Origin of the sequence: Bradyrhizobium sp. 482_C4_N1_8 (assembly GCF_052075965.1) — a bacterium.
Lineage (GTDB): Bacteria > Pseudomonadota > Alphaproteobacteria > Rhizobiales > Xanthobacteraceae > Bradyrhizobium > Bradyrhizobium barranii.
Genome location: NZ_CP197231.1, coordinates 8,421,075 through 8,438,490, shown reverse-complemented (window position 1 = coordinate 8,438,490; position 17,416 = coordinate 8,421,075). Strand labels below are relative to the sequence as shown.

Below are 17,416 nucleotides of genomic sequence, written 5' to 3'. Positions count from 1 at the left end.
TTGTCATGGCAACTCCTTACGTTAGAGTTACACCGTGGGGTTGAGTTATGCGAGTTCAGGGGCAGGACGTTCTTTTATCTGCATCGGATCTGATGCGGTTCATGTCTTGCAAACATGCGACCGCACTGGATCTGCGCTACGCGAGGGGCGAGCCGCTCGAGCCTGCGGACGATACAGAAGACGCAAAAATTTTGCAGAAACAGGGCGATGAGCACGAATCCCGGTATCTCGCCAAGTTGAAGGCCGAGGGTCATTCCGTCATCGAATTTGGGCGCGACGTTGGATTGCCGGCTGCTGCCCAAGCCACACGCGCTGCCCTATCGCAAGGACCGGGTGTCCTCTTCCAAGGTGCTTTTTTCGCGTCGCCGTGGGGCGGCTGGTCGGATTTCCTGATCCGGGTGGAACGGCCCTCGGCGCTGGGCGGTTTTTCCTACGAGGTGGTCGACACCAAGTTGAAGCGCAAACCCGATCCGAAACACATTCTGCAACTGGTTCTTTACTCCGACCTTCTGGCCAAAGCTCAAGGCTGCGAACCCGAGCGTGCGCATATCGAGTTGGGCAACGGCGAGCGATTTTCATTCCGGCTACCGGAATATTCAGCCTACGCCCGTCATGCGCGCAGCCGGCTGGAAGATTTCGTAGCTGCCCCGCCTGCAACGTCTCCCGACCCGGTGAAGATGTGCGGGCTTTGTCGGTGGCGCAATGACTGCCAAGGACAGTGGGAAGCAGCTGATAGCTTGTCGCTCGTGGCTGGCATATCCCGAAGTCAGCGGAGCAAGCTGATTGCAGCGGGTATCAGCACGATGACTGAGCTTGGGCAGCGAACCCGGCGCGTGCCCAAGCTGGCAGAGACGACCCTGCAAAGACTGACAATCCAGGCCAGGTTGCAAACAGCAAGGCGTGCTGGCGGCCCTCCGTCTTTCGAGCTGAAATCGCTCGATCCCAATCGTGGGCTGGCGCTACTTCCAGCGCCGGACGCTGGCGATGTTTTCTACGATATCGAGGGAGATCCGTTTTATGAGGGCGGTTTGGAGTATCTCCACGGGGTCTGGCTTGAGAATGACGGAATCGGCGTATTCCAAGACTATTGGGCCCACGATCGCGCCGAGGAGGAGGAAGCGCTACGCCAGCTGATGGCCTTTTTCGCCGATCGGCTGCGCCAGTTTCCGAAGGCGCATATCTATCACTACGCAGCCTATGAGATTTCCGCTTTGCGGCGGTTGACGAGCAGCCATGGTATCGGCGAAGCGCTCTTGGATCAGATGCTGAGGGAAAATCGGTTCGTTGATCTCTACAGCGTAGTATCGGGCGCGCTAATCACGTCGGAGCCGGCTTATTCGCTCAAAAACCTTGAAGTTTTCTATATGGAAGCGCGAACCGGCGACGTCAAAACGGCCGGCGGAAGCGTAGTGGCCTACGAAAATTGGCGAGAAACCAAAGAACCGAGGCTCCTTGAGGAGATCCGGGACTACAACAAAATCGACTGTATTTCGACGCAGAAGCTTCGCGACTGGCTGATTTCCTCGGTGAGGCTGGCGGACATGCCATGGCGGCCGGTCGGCATAAAGAACAATCCGGGTAACTTTGACCTGGACAGTGTCAACCAAGAGCAGATCGCCGCGGACGCCCTACGCGAGAAGCTCAAAGTGGTTGCCGTCCGCTACGGTGATCGCGTCGCCGATCTCCTTTTTGACCTCGTTCATTTTCACGATCGAGAACGGAAACCGACCTGGTGGTCTGTCTTCGATAAAATCGGCAAGGAGGCCGAGGACCTCGTTGATGATCTTGAATGCCTGGGCGGCCTCGTCGCGAGATCGCGCCCCCTTGATGCGGGCAGGTCCTGGGAGCGTTCGTACGAATTCCCCGAACAAGAGACCAAGCTCCAGCCCGGTGCCTGTCATGTCGAGGCAAATGGATTACCGGCTTCGGTGACATTGATGGAGATCGACACAGCGAAGCGAACCGCGAAAGTCAAATTTCCCAAGGCTCGCTTTGACGCCCCTCCAGATCTGACGTCGATCCTGCCGGGGGGCCCCCTAAATACGGACTCAATCGAGGCGGCGATCGTGCGAGCCGTGGATTCCATGGTTCGTGGTGACGAGCGATACGCCGCCATCATCGACTTCGTCTCTAAATCGGAACCCCGCTTTCTAGGCAAGGGGAGGCGGCCCGCGATCATAGATCCGCTCAAAGAGCTCGTTCCCGAAATCGTATCGGCGGTTTCAGAGCTTGATCGCAGCGTCTTGCCGATCCAGGGGCCACCTGGCACGGGCAAAACATATGTCAGTTCTTGCGCGATCCTCGATCTCGTGAGGCGGGGTAAACGTGTTGCTGTTGCTTCCAACAGCCATAAGGCCGTCGACAATCTCCTGTGCGCAGTGCTCGATCGCGCGACCGAGGCTGGCGAAACCATCAGTGTAGCCAAGAAGGGAGGAGATGCGCCCACGGGCATTTACTCCGGGCGTATCCACCAAACAGATAGGAATGACGATGTTCAGCTTCTTACAGCCTCGGTCGTGGGTGGTACGGCTTGGTTGTTTTCTCGCATCGATTTCGAGGCGAGCTTCGACTATTTGTTTGTAGATGAGGCCGGCCAAGTCTCGGTCGCCAACATCGTAGCAATGGCAACCAGTTCGACGAACATCGTCCTGGTGGGTGATCCCATGCAGCTTTCCCAGCCGATTCAGGGTGCCCATCCCGGAGAAAGCGGATTATCGGCGCTTGAGTACCTTCTCGCCGGTCACAACACCGTTCCACCGGACCGTGGAATCTTTCTCCCGATATCGCGGAGGATGCACCCCGACGTCTGCCGATTCATCTCTGACATAGTGTACGAGGGGCGGTTGACCAGCGACGATGGCGCCGCTTACCAGAAGATCCTTGGCGGTACCTCGGATCAAGTGTCCGGAGCTCGCTTGGTAGAGGTCTCACATGCCGGCAACAGCCAATCGTCACCGGAAGAAGTTGCCGCCATCCGCCATGAGATCGGATTGCTCCTGGGCAAGAAATTTCGAGACAGGGACGGCAACGAAAGGTGCCTCGAATTGAGCGATATCCTTGTGGTGGCACCCTATAACTTACAGGTAAACGCGTTGAAGGCGGCTCTTCCACCTGACGCGCGGGTCGGAACGGTTGATAAGTTTCAAGGGCAGGAGGCGCCAGTATGCCTCGTCTCGATGACGAGCTCTTCTGCAGAAGAAATTTCGCGGGGTGTGGACTTCCTCTTTAGTCTCAATCGTATCAACGTCGCGGTTTCGCGTGCACAAGCCCTCTCACTAGTGTTTGCAAGCCCCGCTCTGTTGGAGGTCCCCTGCACTAATGTTGAAGATATGCGACTGGTGAACAGTCTCTGCGCATTGAAAGAATATGGTGCCAACTTGGGGCGCCAAAAATCAAAGACACATCCGCTTCCGCAGCTCAGGAGATGAAATGATCGAGCTTGGCCAAGGCTTTCCAGAGTGGACAGAACTCGGTCAAGATAGCGGGCTTGATCCTCTGGGGATGCAGCGCCCGATCGAGGCGATCTATCAGTCGCTCTTGCCGGGCATCAGCACCATCACGTTGCGATTTCGATACTATGCGTTTTTTCCTTGGATACTCAAAAATTACGAAGACCACATTCGCAATACCGATCCAGCAATATTCCGGGTCTTTCACCGTCGTTGTGAAATACTTTTCGCTCTCGTTTGCTGCCGTGGCAATCAAGAACTTGGCATTGCCGGATCGGATTGGGCCCACAAAAAACTGGGAGAAAATTCGGAGCAGTCGGAGGCAGATGCAATCATAGAGTTCGGTGTTGGTGCTGACCCGGAAACCGAGCCCAATCAACGTTACCTTCGCAATAAGGGCGGTGCGTTCGGCGGCATCTACGCGAGCCAGATGGCAGAGATGGGATTGGTGACCATTGGCGATGACCGAAACCCAATTCCGATATGTACCGAACGTGCGCTGCCACTTGCGGCGGCTTTTGGCGCGAGCCTTGGCTCCATGACAAATGTCTTTTTTGATGCCGTGCAGGCGGGCTCGGTTTCGATTTCCGCGCTTGACCAACTCAAGGGGATGAAGCCTGCAGCCATGCTGCCTGGCTGCGAAGAACATCGGCTGTTGTCGGACATCCTGCTTGGCAAGGCCCTGACACCCAGCGCCGGCGACCTTATGCGTCGCCGCACAATGCGGATGTTGCTAGCGTTGACGGAGTCTGTGCAAAAAATCCCTCGCGCAGAGGATGCCAAATGGCATTGGTTCGGTGACAATCTGGACAGCGAAGCCACGGCCGACGAGAAGACTGACGAAGACGTGCGAAAATTCTGGGCCCTGTATCAGGCGTGCGATCTGATCCGTCTCGCTTATGAGGTCATACTTTCTGCCGCGCTTACCCTGCTAGAATCGTCACCTTCGCGCCGGCTAACGTTGGAAGAGTTGGTCGATCGGTTAGTGGGCTTCATTACTCCGCCAGAAGACCAGTCGTGGCTAAGCTTCAAACAGACCTTTGTTTCGGCCGGCGGACCTGCAGTTACGGCCAAGGCCCACGCCGTGGCAATGACTGAGGCGGTAGCATCGGGCTCCACGGAAAACCAGGTGAGGTCGTCTCTTGCTCTCATCGCGGCATTGGTTGACAAAGCTTCGGAGCTTACCGCGTTCATGGATCAAGCGTTGAACGCTGGCGAACACTTCCAATCTCTAAGAACCGAAGTCCGGTTTCTGCAAGAACGGGCTACTGACAGCGCAAAAGTTGTGGTGGATTTAATGATCCGTGACCGCATTCTTAAGCGACATCTCTGGGTAGCCTCTCGCAAATTTCGCAATCAAAAAGCCTATACTTTTTTGATGGAGCCGGAAGAGAGCGTGTTGCGATACCGCGACCATTTCCGGGTCTCTCCAAGCAGCCCGCGATTAGATCAAGGTTTGCGGTTCCTGAGCGACATCAAGCTGATCGACGAAGGGGGATTGACGGATCTCGGGCGGTCCGAATTGGCAACCATATGAAATATTTCGAGGCGTTCGGGGACAGCGGCTTTCATTCGGCCTTCATGACCACCTATTCGTTCGGGGCGTTGGCTTTTGAGGATATCCCCTTTCCCAAATTGCGTGGAGCGGGATGCCGGAACATCATAGTTTTGGCTGATAGGAAAATGGTAAACCAGGCATTTTCCGAGTTCGGGCCGCCGCGCTTTGCGGGGAGCAGCTATCATATCATCAAGGCAGATGCGCCAGGTGCGTTCCACCCGAAGATCACGATGCTGGTCGGGCCTACTAAGGGGCGACTTATGCTCGGCTCAGCAAACCTAACCGCCTTGGGACTAGGCGGCAATAAGGAGCTGGTTGCCAACATTCGCTATACTCCGGAACTTTCAGATCAAGCGCGTTACTTCGCAAGCGCTCTCGCCTACATGAGGCGATATGTTCCGGCCGATGACCCATGGTTCTCGACAAGTCTGCAACGAGCGATACGAGGCGCTCCCTGGCTGCGAGCCGCCACGGAGTCCACCGCACCCGATGACGTCGTAAATGATGATCTCGCCGTTCTGCTTGATCGACCTGACATAACATTTCTAGATCAGATCGTGGCCCGCATCGGGGCCGACCCTATCAAGCGGCTCATTGTAGTATCACCATATTGGGATACGGCCCTCGAAGGGTTGGCACGATTGCGGACAGCACTCGGCGTACCAGCAACCGATCTTCTAATAGAGAAATGCAGCGGTAGTTTTCCGAAAGGAGAACTGCATCGGTTTTCCGGCCTTGAACTGTTCGATATCGAGGGGCCAGAAAGCGACCGTTTCGTTCATGCTAAACTAATAGTGGCGCAGGGCCACTCATGGGATCACGTCGTTTCTGGAAGCATGAACTGCACATATCCGGCTCTGATGGGAATTTCGAAAGTAAGCGGAAATGCGGAGGGCGGCATCTACAAACGCGTGCCACCCGGTACAGCGCTGGAGGCGTTGAGCCTCGAAGCCTATCGAGAAGCGCCCCTACCAGCAAGTAGTATCGCGGAAATGACGTTTCTCTCGACCACCAAAGCTGACGACGAGAGATACGTGGATGGTGGCACGTTGAGTTTTCAGGCCGGTCGGCTATCCTGGAATCCGCCGTCCAACCTGGCCAGCGAAGCTGTTGCGTTGACGCTCTTCGGCCGCGATGGGCAGAAGATTGGCGATAGCATCACCCTTCGTTCGCCGGCTACGCGAAGTTGGCATCCGAGTTTCGATGGTATCAGGCCGAAATACGGTCATATTCTCTTCGCGGACGGTCTCACCTCGGCACCTATTCAAATTGTTGATCTTGACGTCCTAGCGGTCGCGACGTTGCCACCGCAACGCGGTCGCAAGAAGAGATTGATAGACGATTTGGCAGATATCTTGAATGAAGATCTGGTTCTCATCGAGACATTGAACCAACTGGAAGCGTTGGAAATTGAAGAGGACAATGCCTCCGACGGAAAGCCTGTTCAGGCGATAGCGTCAGCGCCAAAGGTCGCGGCGGCGCAGGCGTACGGCGTCGTACCCTACGAAGAATTCATCCGTGCGCGATCCGTTGCCCATACGAAAGAAGGTATAGCGCAAAAGTTGCTGAATGGTCGACAAGACAGCGCAGCAAGCGTGCTCAGTGCATGCCTAAACCGGTTAATCGGCCTCGTTGGTAGCGATCTCGGCGCGGATGAGGATCAGGATATCCAGGCCATTGACGCCTTCGACTTCACCACGACCGAACCGCAAGCACCATTTGACCCCGACCATTCAACGAAAAATGGTGATCAACCTAGATCCCGCAGTAAGAATGCTGAGGCCAAGGCAACTGCCAAGAAGATGCAAGAGGCAGTTACTGCATTCGAAGTCCGCTGCAAATCACTCAAGGGGAAGCCGATTCGCACCGCGGAAATCGTGAGGCTGCGTTCCTTGATTCAGATTATCTTGACCCATGCGCAGGCCATCAAGGGCATTTCTTTGGCGACCCAGATTCTGCCCGTATACGCCAAGGAAGGCTTTGATTGGCCACGCCTTATCGGACGACTGTTGGTGCAGCACTTCGGTACTTCCCGCGCGCTCCAGCACTTGCACGTTGAGTCGGATGAAGGCGAACAGCAGCGAGTTATCGAGTACATGGCCTTAGCCAATTGGGCCGCACAGGCGGCGTTAATGGCGGTCAAGTCCCATAAGGACGCCGCCACATTAAGGCTACCGATTGAGCGCATCGTTGGTGCGCTCCGCACGCAGACCGAAGCGATTGTTTCAGTAGTTCCAGATGACAAAAAATACTTTGAACAGGTGTCTAGTAGGTTGGATGAGCGATTTGGAGCCCGTCTTGGACTTCGATGACGTGTCAAACCAGTCAGCACTGATCGAGAAATCTGTTGCTTGTTCTGGGACTTGTTGAGGGGTTCCTTGTCGAACATGAAAATTATGGCGCTTATTTTATCTAGTCCAAAGTGACTGTGAGCTAATTAGGTGCCTGTTCTATTAGATTGAAAGGGCTTGGTTTGACAGCGGAAGACTGCGTAGAAGCGCTGAAGAGCCAGAAGCTCAGGAAGATCGACGATCTGCCCGACGCTATAGGCGTTTACGCGCTGACAGATCATCTTGGCGATATTCACTACATAGGAATTACGGCGGCGGACTCGTTCCGTGACCGGATTTACAGTCGTCATGTGAACGGCAGCGAGGAGCGCAGCCACAAGCTCGCGTGCAATTACAATATAGGCCGAATGTGGCGGGACCGAAAATCTGCCGACCATGTGCCGCATGATGCGCAGATTGCCAAGGATCTTCGGCGTGAATTCATTCGATGCCACTGCCTTGCAGCCTGTGTCCCTCTCGATTGTACGAAGCAGGCGCTTGAGGTCCTAGAAAAAGAGATCTTCGCGATTGTGCTACCGGACATGATTAGTTGGAACGCAACAAGAATGCGAGTGAACTGTCTTCCAGAGCCCCGAGATCTTGTCGATGCGTTGATTGAAGAGTTGGGTCTTAGCTTGGACGAACGTGCAGCGCTTGACCGGCAGGCGAAGCGTTTTGAGAAGCACGCTGGTGGCGAATATGCCGCGACCGGGCAATCCGGAACCTCCGCCGGGTTGGAAAATGTCGGAAAAGTGCAGCCCCCAGCACAACTCGAGCGCGCGAATGAGGAAAGTAAAGTTGACAGCGGAGATGTCGCGTTTCCCGTTCAGCGTCCTCGCGGCTTCGAGCGCGTTGCGGCGGACGGCGGACTGTATGTCGCCCATCGTTTTAAGGACGGCCTTTATCGGATGGCGGATCGTGCCCTCGGTCGAACAAAGCACCATGCGGAAAATCAGTTGGCAGTGACTTTTGAAGAGATTGGCGAATATTTGCGGAAGGGGTATCTTTTGCGAATGCGGTGCGAACTCAGCAAGCAAGTCAATTTGATCTCTCATTCCGAAATCAAGACCATCTATTAGTTGGTCTGGTTTCGACCGGTTTGAGGGACGAAGACCTTCCGTTGTTTGCGGGCGTTTGTTGCACATCATGACAAAAGTCCATAACGCGTCATACCGGGACACGGGGCTCAAGAATGCCGGACGCGGAGGGTCTTGAAATGATCTAACTTGTAAAGCGATCGACCTTCTGTCGTTAGGTTGTCCAAACAAAACGGAACGGCGTGTTATTAGCTGGCTTTTGTCGCTTTTGCCCTCGGCTTCGTGTTTGCCAAATAGGGTTGAATCTCAGTGAGGACGGGTGGAATTCGCTCTAATAATACTAGCTGTTTTGATCGGGGTCATTGTCAGGAAATTCCGAAACAAGCAGGGGGATTTCATTCCTCCAGCCTGCATTCCCGACCTGGCGGAAGGAGATGCAGATTGTGAAGCTCTGCAAACCCACACCGAGCTCCAGACACCTACGCTAGGCTGTGGCGAAATCCTAAAATCTCCTCCAATTGACGGAAGTGTGACGCGAGTGAGTGCAGCGGGAGTCGAAACCGGCGCAACCCCCGCGCCAAATAATGTCGATAAGCCCTCCAAGAGATATTCGCGTCCCACTCTCCATCTTCCGGTGGTCGACGACCAAAAGATTATTCCTCGTCTCCGACGAGCTAAAGGAGAGCGAGTCGTAGTTGTTGACTTAGAAACAACTGGTCTCAGCCCTACTCACGGCGCTCGGATAATTGAAATCTCGGCGCGAGAAATCGTAGACGGAAACCTCGGGGAATCGTTTGAGACACTGGTGAATCCCGGAGGCTTGGTTCCTTCTGAGATAACAGAAATCACCGGTATCAGCTCAGATATGGTTAGAACTGCGCCTGACGTCGAAAAAGTCACAAAAGAGTTTTTGAAATTTCTCGCTGCTAGCCCGTTGATTGGGCACAATATCGCGTTTGACCTAAGATTCTGCAGATTTGAGATGGGGCTAGCAGATGAGACCCCCAATTTGTGTACATTGCTCTTGGCCCGCAGGCTCTACCCCGGACACAGCAGCTACAAGTTGGAGGCAATTTGCCGGGTACTGGGAATTTCCACTCCTGTTCGACTGCATAGAGCTGCAGCCGATACTCTAGTTACGGCGGAGCTCTTTCGCAGAATTCGAACAGATGCAGATGTCCGTTGGGGCGGTAATGGTATGGATGTTGGGTCTCTGGCTACATTGCAGCGCTTGGAGGCCCGAAAGGTGGACAATTGGTTCGCGGCGAACAAGCATGCGTAGGAGCGTGCGACGCAGAGTTAGCCCGCACGAATCGCGGCCAGGTAGTGGTTTCACCAGCGTCTTGGACGAGAGGTGTTTCAACTAGGTGGGACTGTTGCGCCACATTAACCTACTCCGCGGCAACATTGATGTTCCTCGTATAGCTGCAGTCTGGCCAGTTTGTGCATCCGAAAAATTCTCCGTTCCTTCCGTTTTTGGGCTGCAGCCACCCGTCGCCACGCGGGCAGCTCTCAATAGGTTGGTCGCAACTCGTGCACACGTACGAGCCGCCGGTCTTAGTCGGTGTTCCCATTCCGCACAGCGGGCAGGCGGGCTGTCTATGGTCACAGTAAGGCCGGTTCGAGCATCCGTAGAAAGCTCCGCGTCGATCGACCCTGCGCTCAAGGTGTCCGGTAACGCAAACTGGGCACGGTTTGTCCCTTTCCGCAGGCCGGCCAAAAACCGTGACGTCGTTAGTCATCCCTAGAAGCTCCCGGACAAAGGAGGAGGGTTCTCCTCCCTCAGTGAGGAGGAAGGCTCGGCGACGCGCCCGGGTTAGGGCTACGTAAAAGAGCCGCCGCTCTTCCGCGTTCGGGTGGCCCTCGGGGGCGGCGAGGACAATGTCAAGGATGGGATCGTCGGCGATCTCGGTCGGGAAACCGTACTTTCCAGAGCACATGCCGGCTACAATGACGTAGTCAGCCTCAAGCCCTTTTGAGCGATGGACGGTCTTGAATTCGATTTGCAAGCTCTGATGTTGCTTAGACAATTCGGCCAAATTTTTCGGTTTGGTATGCCTGTATCTGCCGAGCAAAAGTACGGTTGCACCGTTACCCGTTGTTTCAGCTTCCGCTGCGATCATCGCAAGGACTTCTCGAAGCAGGTTAGACCGTTCCTCTCCCGGTAAACCGATATGCACGCGCGGCCCGATCGCACGGGTGACCGAGACTACGTTCTTTCGTATTTGCATGGGGTTCTGAAGAACGAACTTGCCGGCTGTGTCTGCAAGTCGATCCACACACCGAAACGTCGTTCCTAAGTCGGTCCTTTCGCTGTAGCCGAACCGGTCATTGAAGTCGCGCATTATAGTGGTGTCGGAACCAGCGAAGCGATAGATAGCCTGCCAATCGTCTCCGACAGCGAAAAGCTTGGAGTTAGCAGACTTATCCAACAATGCCTTGAGCAAGCGAGCGCGTCCGGCGGAGATATCCTGGAATTCGTCGACGAGTATATAGGTGAAAGGGCTCTTGTATCTTCCGGTCTCAACGTGCTCCGTGGCGCGGATGATCATGTCGTGGAAGTCTATTTGCCGACGTTCCACGAGCCATTGCTGGTAGCGATCAAAGATCCGACCGAAAACGACGACAAAGGCTTCAGATCGAGGTCGATCAGCGGACTTAGTAGCCCGCAGGCTCGCATCTGCCAAAGCGAGTTGTCCACCCTTGAAGTGCTGAAGAAATGCCGCAACGAGACGAGTGAACGTGTCCACGCGACCTTGGTTCTCCAAGGTCGCGAAAACCTCCCCCTCCGCTATCGGGGACAGGACCACGCCGAGGGCCGTCAGCTTGGTGGCCAAATTCACTGTTAATATGCCGGCTGCCTTCTCATGGCTGAACGTCTCGACTAACACGGTTCCATGTTCGGTATGAAGCCGCCGTTTCCATTCCATTGAGCGGAGATATTCAACTGGCTCGATGAATGGAGCGGGCATGCCAGATGCGGATAAAGCGAAATGTTCAATGTAAATGCCCACACCGGTCAAATAGAAATCCGGCTGGTATTGCTTTCGGGCTTTAGTTGCGGCCTCGTGTTCGTAGGCCTGCTCGTAGGCGTAGGCGACATTGTTGAGGTACAAGAAATTGGCGATTTCGCATTCCTCGTAACTTTTTACCATTTCTCCCTTGAGCGATCGAATTTCGTTCTGGCGGACGTAACTCCAGTATTCACCCTGGTTCTTGAAATCCATAGTGCTTCGATAAGGTGCAAAATAGCTTTGAAACCACGTGACCATCACATTTGAGAACGTGGGGTCGGCAATAAGGTCCCGGATGATCTCCTTGAGCAAATCGAACAGAGCTTTTCCATCCTCCGCGACTTTAGCGAGAGTTGGCCGTCTCTCCTCCGCCTCGCCTATGATTGATATTCCCAGGCTGTGGAAAGTCTTGACTGTAAGCTCCTCACTCGTCTCCACGCCCAAACGGCTTCGGATCCGCTGTTCCATTTCGATCTGCGCATCTTTAGCATACGCCAACAGCAGCACCTCCGATGGGCGCTGGTATCCCTTCCGGAGAAGCCACCCTGCCTTTGCAACGATGACCGAAGTCTTTCCGCTGCCAGCTGCGGCGACAACAAGGTTGCGATCTTCATCGACAGCGACGGCGCGTCGTTGTTCCAGCGTGAGGGGTTTTGACTCTATACTGTCGAAAAATTTCCGGGAGCGGACTAGCTCGTTTGTCACAAAGGCAGTGTTCGCGTTGGCACGCGCTTGCGCGGGATTCTGCAGGAAGTGCCTGATTATCGTGAGTATTTGAACCGGATGGGTCAGGGCCAACGCTTTGGGCCATCCTAGCGGAAGGCGCCTCGCGACTTCTTTTGCATCACCCTCAAGTGCCGAAAAATGACCCATGGCTACGTAGCGCGGAGGATCAGCAAGCTCTGCTACGCGAGAATGGACGGAACGCAGCAACTCAGCATTCGACCATAAATTCACTCGCCACCAGGCGAGGCGGGCCTCCTCTAGCGTGTCGACAAACGGCCCAGCTTCGCGGCGACCTATTCCGGACAAGATCCATTCACCGGATGATGCGCGAATTCTCACAGCTGACCAAAGCCAACCTTTGCTCACCTCAATATTCTCGATGTCTAAAAGCGGTACATCGGCTTGTCCTGAGATAAATACCAGCGCCAGCGAATCCGAGTGAGTGGCGGCTGACACGGCGTCTGCTGGATGCAGAAAGGCGAAGAAGAACCTTGCCAAGCCGGTCCGGCTGACTTCAGGGCGTCGACCGTGCTCCGGAATCTGCTTTTGCATAGATGCGGAAACTCCTTGATCGCGCGTCCCGATGGATCTCAGCCTTGGAAGGCCAATGATCCTTAGTGACTGTTAGCAATGCGCTCAACTCGCGCAAGAATCATCCTGACGGTCTACCGCATGGGAGGCAAATTGGGTTGGAAATCGCCTAGTTCATCAGTCAAAAGGAGCCGAGAATGCCGTTCTGCCGATGGCCGGCCAGCATGATTTGCTTTTGGCCGGAAGGGTAGAGGACCTTTGGCGAAAGATTTTGAGCTGGCAATCATCGGGGAGCCCCAAGCCCATGCTCCCGATACTTAGGCTCTCCCCGGGGCAGGCTTGCCGATCCGATCAATCAGGGGGCTCCGTACGGGCTTGGCGGGCGCGCGGGATGGTCTTGATGCGCTGTTGGGGGCAGTCCGCCGGCTGTCGGGCGCGGGGAGGTTTTTTAGCCGTTACAGCCACCCCCCGGGACTGACCGGGAGTATCGGGCGGCCCCCTTAAGGCTGCTTCAAGCGATCTCCGGCGGGGAGCGCCTTTTCCGAAGACCCCCAAGTCCGCCTGGATCCGCCAGGCTAATACGCTGGGCTACGCGGAGAAGGTTCGATGCCAGTTCCTCTCGCTCCGCCAAGATACTCTGCGGAAAATCCATCCGATAACATTCGGCGCTTAAGACGGACGCGGCATAACATCAAACTGGCGGGTCCTCCTAAGGGTGCCGACGTGGACGGGGCAAGCGCGCCTCGGCGGGTCCTTCTGAGGGGGCCGGTCTGCACGCCGCAAGCGCGCCCCGAAATATCGCCAGTCGCAGATTTCAAAAACTGGGTTGACACGGTTGACACGCCGCCTTCGTAAGGTTGACAGGGTTGTCAGGTCAGAAAACGCCAGCTGCGGCTGGCGATTTTTCGGGGCGCGCTTGGGCCGTACACCCCACCCGGCGGGGAAGGACCCGCGCTTGGCGCCATCGCCCTCGACCCTCTCCCTAGCGGCACGCCGCGAGAGCCACGCCGAGCGCAAGCGCGGCGAGGGTAAGACCACGAAGGCCCGCGCTCCTTGATGGAGGGCATGCATTGCCAGTGAAAATAGCATGCCTAGCCGCTGACGGGCACGGCCGTTCGAAACGTCCCAAAGTGGCGCCGCAACCGCCTGCCCATTCGGCAATTCCTCGCGCACCGCCCATTGCACCAGTTTCTCGATGTCGATTTTTCGTTTTCACGTTCGCCCCTTATGTCGGGATGTCGGGTTGATGCCGGGTTGATCTCAACCCGACATCGGTAATTTTGCCTTTGCTCTCAGCTATTTGCTTTTTGGTTATGTTGGGATGTCGGGTTTAGTGTTGCGTAACGTATGAGAAAGAGAAAAGAGGCCCCGCCCCCGATTGCAAATTAATAGTAATTAGGGCGCCTGAACCGACATCCCGACACATCCGTGCACCTCACCCCAACTAGCATCTTGATCCCCTTTGCCTTTCGTGCCGATGCCGGATCGGCGCCGACCCGGCACCAACCCGACAAACCCGACATGATTTGTAGCGTCACACCGGCACAATGTCGTCATCGTCGGGATGTGGCGGCACATCGTCCACGCGACGGCCGCGCGGCCGAGCGCTCGGCAAGTCATGCAAGCGCACGTCCATGTAGCGGCGGCCCTCACTATGCCGCTCTTTGTCGAAACCTTTTTCCGTCATCGCCGTTGCAAAGCTTCGTTCCTTCCAAGCGGTGATACCGTTCGCAAAACACCAGTCGGCGAAGGCGTCGTACATTGCCCGCGCCGACACGAACGCACGCACACCGTCGGCGCCCGGCAATACGATTTCGACGCACATTCCAATGAAGGCCCCAACGGGGTCCATTTCCTCTTGATAGGCCGCCGTCGCGTTGATCACCTCGTCGGGCGGGTTGAGCCCGTTGTTGAGATAGTCGATCGCGCCGGCGACCAGCCAATTCAGGAGGCCGGATCGCTCGGGCCACAACTCGCCCATGACCTCTGCCATGGGCCGCCGCTCGTGCCGCTGAATCTTCGTCGGCCACGGCACGAGATTGATGCGTCGCCAGATGCCATGATCGACGCCGCTGATCTTTGGCTTATGATTGCCGGAAAACACCAGCTTGAAGTCAGGGCGAAACTCGAAAAAGTCTTTGAAATTAGCCCGCGTCAACATCGGCTCGCCGCCGGTTAGCGACTTGATCAATCCCTCTTTGAATTGCACGTTATGATCCGGCTCGGAGGCCCGCACCATGCGTGCGCCGGGCAAGCGCGCGAACTCTGGCGATGCCTGCGATCCGCTTTTCTGCACATCGCCTGAGATCGACTCGAACGGGATTGTTTGCGCGTAAGGCCCCATGACCCGCGCGACCAACTCAACGAACGTCGATTTCCAATTCGCGCCGTTGCCGTAGTTGAATACGAGGCATTGCTCGCCCGTAAGGCCGGTCAAGGCATAACCGTGATATCGTTGCAGGAAGCGCCGCACTGCGACGATCGGCTGAAACCGTTCGATCGACACATCGAAATGCGGGCACACGGCTTTTGGATCATACTCGACGGGCGCGACCTTTGTGATGAAATCGCCTGGGTTGTGCGGCCTCAACTCGGCGCGCCAGCGCTTGAGCGTCTTGCCCGAGTGATCGGACGCATCGGGATCGGGCTCCTCGTCGCAGACAAAGCCGAGCGTGCCATTCATCACGTTGAACGCGAGCTTGTCGGCGTCGAGATCGTCGATCGACACTGTGCGATGCACGGCGCCTTGATCGAGCATGCCACGCAATTTGCTGGCATTGCCCGATGAGACCGAATATTTCCGGCGCGCGACTTGTCGTCCGTTGAGGTTGGCGGCGGCGTCGTCGCCAACCTCAACAATGCGCATCAACATTTGAAAGCGCCGATCTTTGCGCGCCTCGGCGCCTTTTGCCTTTTCGAGCGCCGCCAATTGGTCGCGCGCTTGGCTCGCGGCGTCGATCGCTCGTTGCTCATTCGCCGTCGCCGCCATCACGTCGGCCTCAAGCACGATACGCGCGGCCGTCGTTTGCGCGTGACGCGTCGCCACCTCAAGTCCGCGCTCAAACTCCCAATGGGTGCCAGTCCAGGCGTGCCAGCCCATATTGTGAACGTGCAGGAGATCGCTGCCGAAATGGTTCAACAGTCGCTTGCCGTTACCCGTGTCGTTTTGCGGTTCCTGCGAGCATGCGATCAGCACGTCACGCGAGACTTGATCAGCGTCCGCCGGGCGGTTGCCCTCAGTCAGGTCGACGTCATACTCGTCCGACCCTGGGCGCGGCTCATGAGGGGCCTCCCCCTCGGCGGAGTGCGGGGCATACGTAGCAAAGCTTGAAAGATCGGTATCGTCGGATTCGATCCACCGCGCGATTTCTTCGTGTGGCGGAACGTCGTCATGCCACGGAGGAACTCGAAGCTCATTTTCTTGCGTCATTTAGGTGCCTTTTCTGTTGGGCACCCACAACGAAAAACGACGAAACGCTGCGGGACAAAAGAGTGCCCAACTGAGCGCTAAGTCATTGAAATTTAATGCCTAGGACACTCCGCCCCTGGGCACCATCCTGGTGTTTGCCCTCGTTCTCCGGCATCCGCTGACGCGAATTTCTCCGGCCTATTTCACGAACGCCACGCATCGTGGCTGAGCGCGAACCTTGGTTTAGCGGGCGCGGTGCTGCTGACGATGCTCATTCATGGCTGCGCCCGCTTCAAGGCGGAATGCAACGATGATTTCCGCCCGCTCCAGGAGCCAAACCTCATCGTCGTCGCCATCGCGGTCGCCGTTCTGATGACGTTCTTCCAGTGGTTGATCACCACGGACGGATGACGAGAGCGGCCGAATCAAGTTGCAGGGTTCGGCGATGCAACTTCAATCGGCGCGTGATATCCTCGTCTCGGGGGATGGAATGGACTGTCCCTCCGCATCTGGAAGGACATGGCCATGACGTTGTCGTCACGCTTCGTTGCGCGTCCCGCTGTCACATTCCCATCGATTGCACTGTTGCTGTGCGGCCTGAGCGGCACGGCAATGTCTCAACCGACGCCCACCGAGACTCAGCTTCCCAGCATCACGGTCGACGCGCCGAGACAGGTGGCGAGGCCGCACAAGCCAACGCATCACGTGGCCATCCGCAGCACCGGGTATCGGACATCGCCAGCCACATCGACGGCCGCGGCGGCGCCGATGTCGGATGCCGCGAGGCTCGCCAAGCTCGAACGCGAAACGAGCAGCTGTGCCGGCGGTTGCCAATCGAGCTTCAAGACGGGAAATCAGCCCTGGGTCGGCTGCAACGCTTCGGGCGGCGTGTACTCCTTCACGTGCCGGAACGTCGGCAACTTCAAGACTTACGACGAGTGCAAGGAAGCCGGACGGGTCACCGGCTGGCGATCGGGCGAGACCTCGGCGTATTGCAGCAGCCTGGCGTTGAAGTAGGGGCGGCTGGGGTTGAGGAGGCTCGTCGGCTAGGCCAGCCTCCTCCGATCGGACTGGGCACAGTCGCCCGCGTATCGATAATCACGGCGTGATCGCCGGTACCTATCATCGCACGCTGCGGTTCCGGTCGAAAACGCGACCAAGCCCAATAATGCTCAGTAGCGCTCCGTCAGAACTTCGAACCGACACCTCGATTGTTGATGCGAGAGCGATCCGGTGGGCAACCTGCAAACCCGCAAGACGAAGTCTGCCTTCTAATTCGCTTTGGGCCCGGGCGGTCCGATCGGGCCTGCAGGTCCGGCCGGCCCTGGAGGACCCGCTGGCCCGGGGAGGCCGCAATTCTGT

9 protein-coding genes are annotated in these 17,416 nt (G+C 56.5%); 7 read left to right on the top strand and 2 right to left on the bottom strand.

Annotation, left to right across the window (positions count from 1 at the left end; translation table 11 throughout):
• Positions 1-47: 47 nt before the first annotated feature.
• The 5 genes from AB7Z56_RS40020 (at position 48) to AB7Z56_RS40000 (ending at position 9,656) form a co-directional block, all read left to right on the top strand.
• On the top strand, positions 48-3,428 hold the full coding sequence (locus AB7Z56_RS40020) for a TM0106 family RecB-like putative nuclease (protein ID WP_441256787.1): 3,381 nt from the start codon (positions 48-50) through the stop codon (positions 3,426-3,428).
• 1 nt (position 3,429) lies between these two features.
• Complete coding sequence (locus AB7Z56_RS40015) at positions 3,430-4,986, top strand: hypothetical protein (protein WP_441256786.1); 1,557 nt, start codon at positions 3,430-3,432, stop codon at positions 4,984-4,986.
• Positions 4,983-7,319 (top strand): hypothetical protein, encoded by a 2,337-nt coding sequence (locus AB7Z56_RS40010; protein WP_441256785.1) that lies wholly within the window; start codon positions 4,983-4,985, stop codon positions 7,317-7,319. The genes AB7Z56_RS40015 and AB7Z56_RS40010 overlap by 4 nt, the downstream gene beginning before the upstream one ends.
• Before the next feature lie 161 nt (positions 7,320-7,480).
• On the top strand, positions 7,481-8,416 hold the full coding sequence (locus tag AB7Z56_RS40005) for a hypothetical protein (RefSeq protein WP_441256784.1): 936 nt from the start codon (positions 7,481-7,483) through the stop codon (positions 8,414-8,416).
• A 277-nt stretch (positions 8,417-8,693) separates the two neighbouring features.
• The gene (locus AB7Z56_RS40000) at positions 8,694-9,656 is read left to right on the top strand and encodes a 3'-5' exonuclease (RefSeq protein ID WP_441256783.1); all 963 of its coding nucleotides are present in this window, start codon (positions 8,694-8,696) and stop codon (positions 9,654-9,656) included.
• A gap of 109 nt (positions 9,657-9,765) precedes the next feature.
• Here AB7Z56_RS40000 and AB7Z56_RS39995 read toward each other — a convergent pair whose 3' ends face one another.
• A complete protein-coding gene (locus AB7Z56_RS39995; protein WP_441256782.1) occupies positions 9,766-12,666 on the bottom strand; it encodes a UvrD-helicase domain-containing protein in 2,901 nt (966 codons plus the stop codon).
• A 1,513-nt stretch (positions 12,667-14,179) separates the two neighbouring features.
• Positions 14,180-16,075, bottom strand: coding sequence for a phage/plasmid primase, P4 family (locus tag AB7Z56_RS39990; protein WP_441256781.1), 1,896 nt, complete (start codon positions 16,073-16,075; stop codon positions 14,180-14,182).
• Positions 16,076-16,309: 234 nt separating this feature from the next.
• Between AB7Z56_RS39990 and AB7Z56_RS39985 the strand changes: the two genes are divergently transcribed.
• Together AB7Z56_RS39985 and AB7Z56_RS39980 are read left to right on the top strand one after the other, a co-directional pair.
• Complete coding sequence (locus tag AB7Z56_RS39985) at positions 16,310-16,465, top strand: hypothetical protein (RefSeq protein ID WP_187387828.1); 156 nt, start codon at positions 16,310-16,312, stop codon at positions 16,463-16,465.
• Between the two features lie 114 nt (positions 16,466-16,579).
• The gene (locus AB7Z56_RS39980) at positions 16,580-17,071 is read left to right on the top strand and encodes a hypothetical protein (RefSeq protein WP_063986738.1); all 492 of its coding nucleotides are present in this window, start codon (positions 16,580-16,582) and stop codon (positions 17,069-17,071) included.
• Positions 17,072-17,416: the final 345 nt, after the last annotated feature.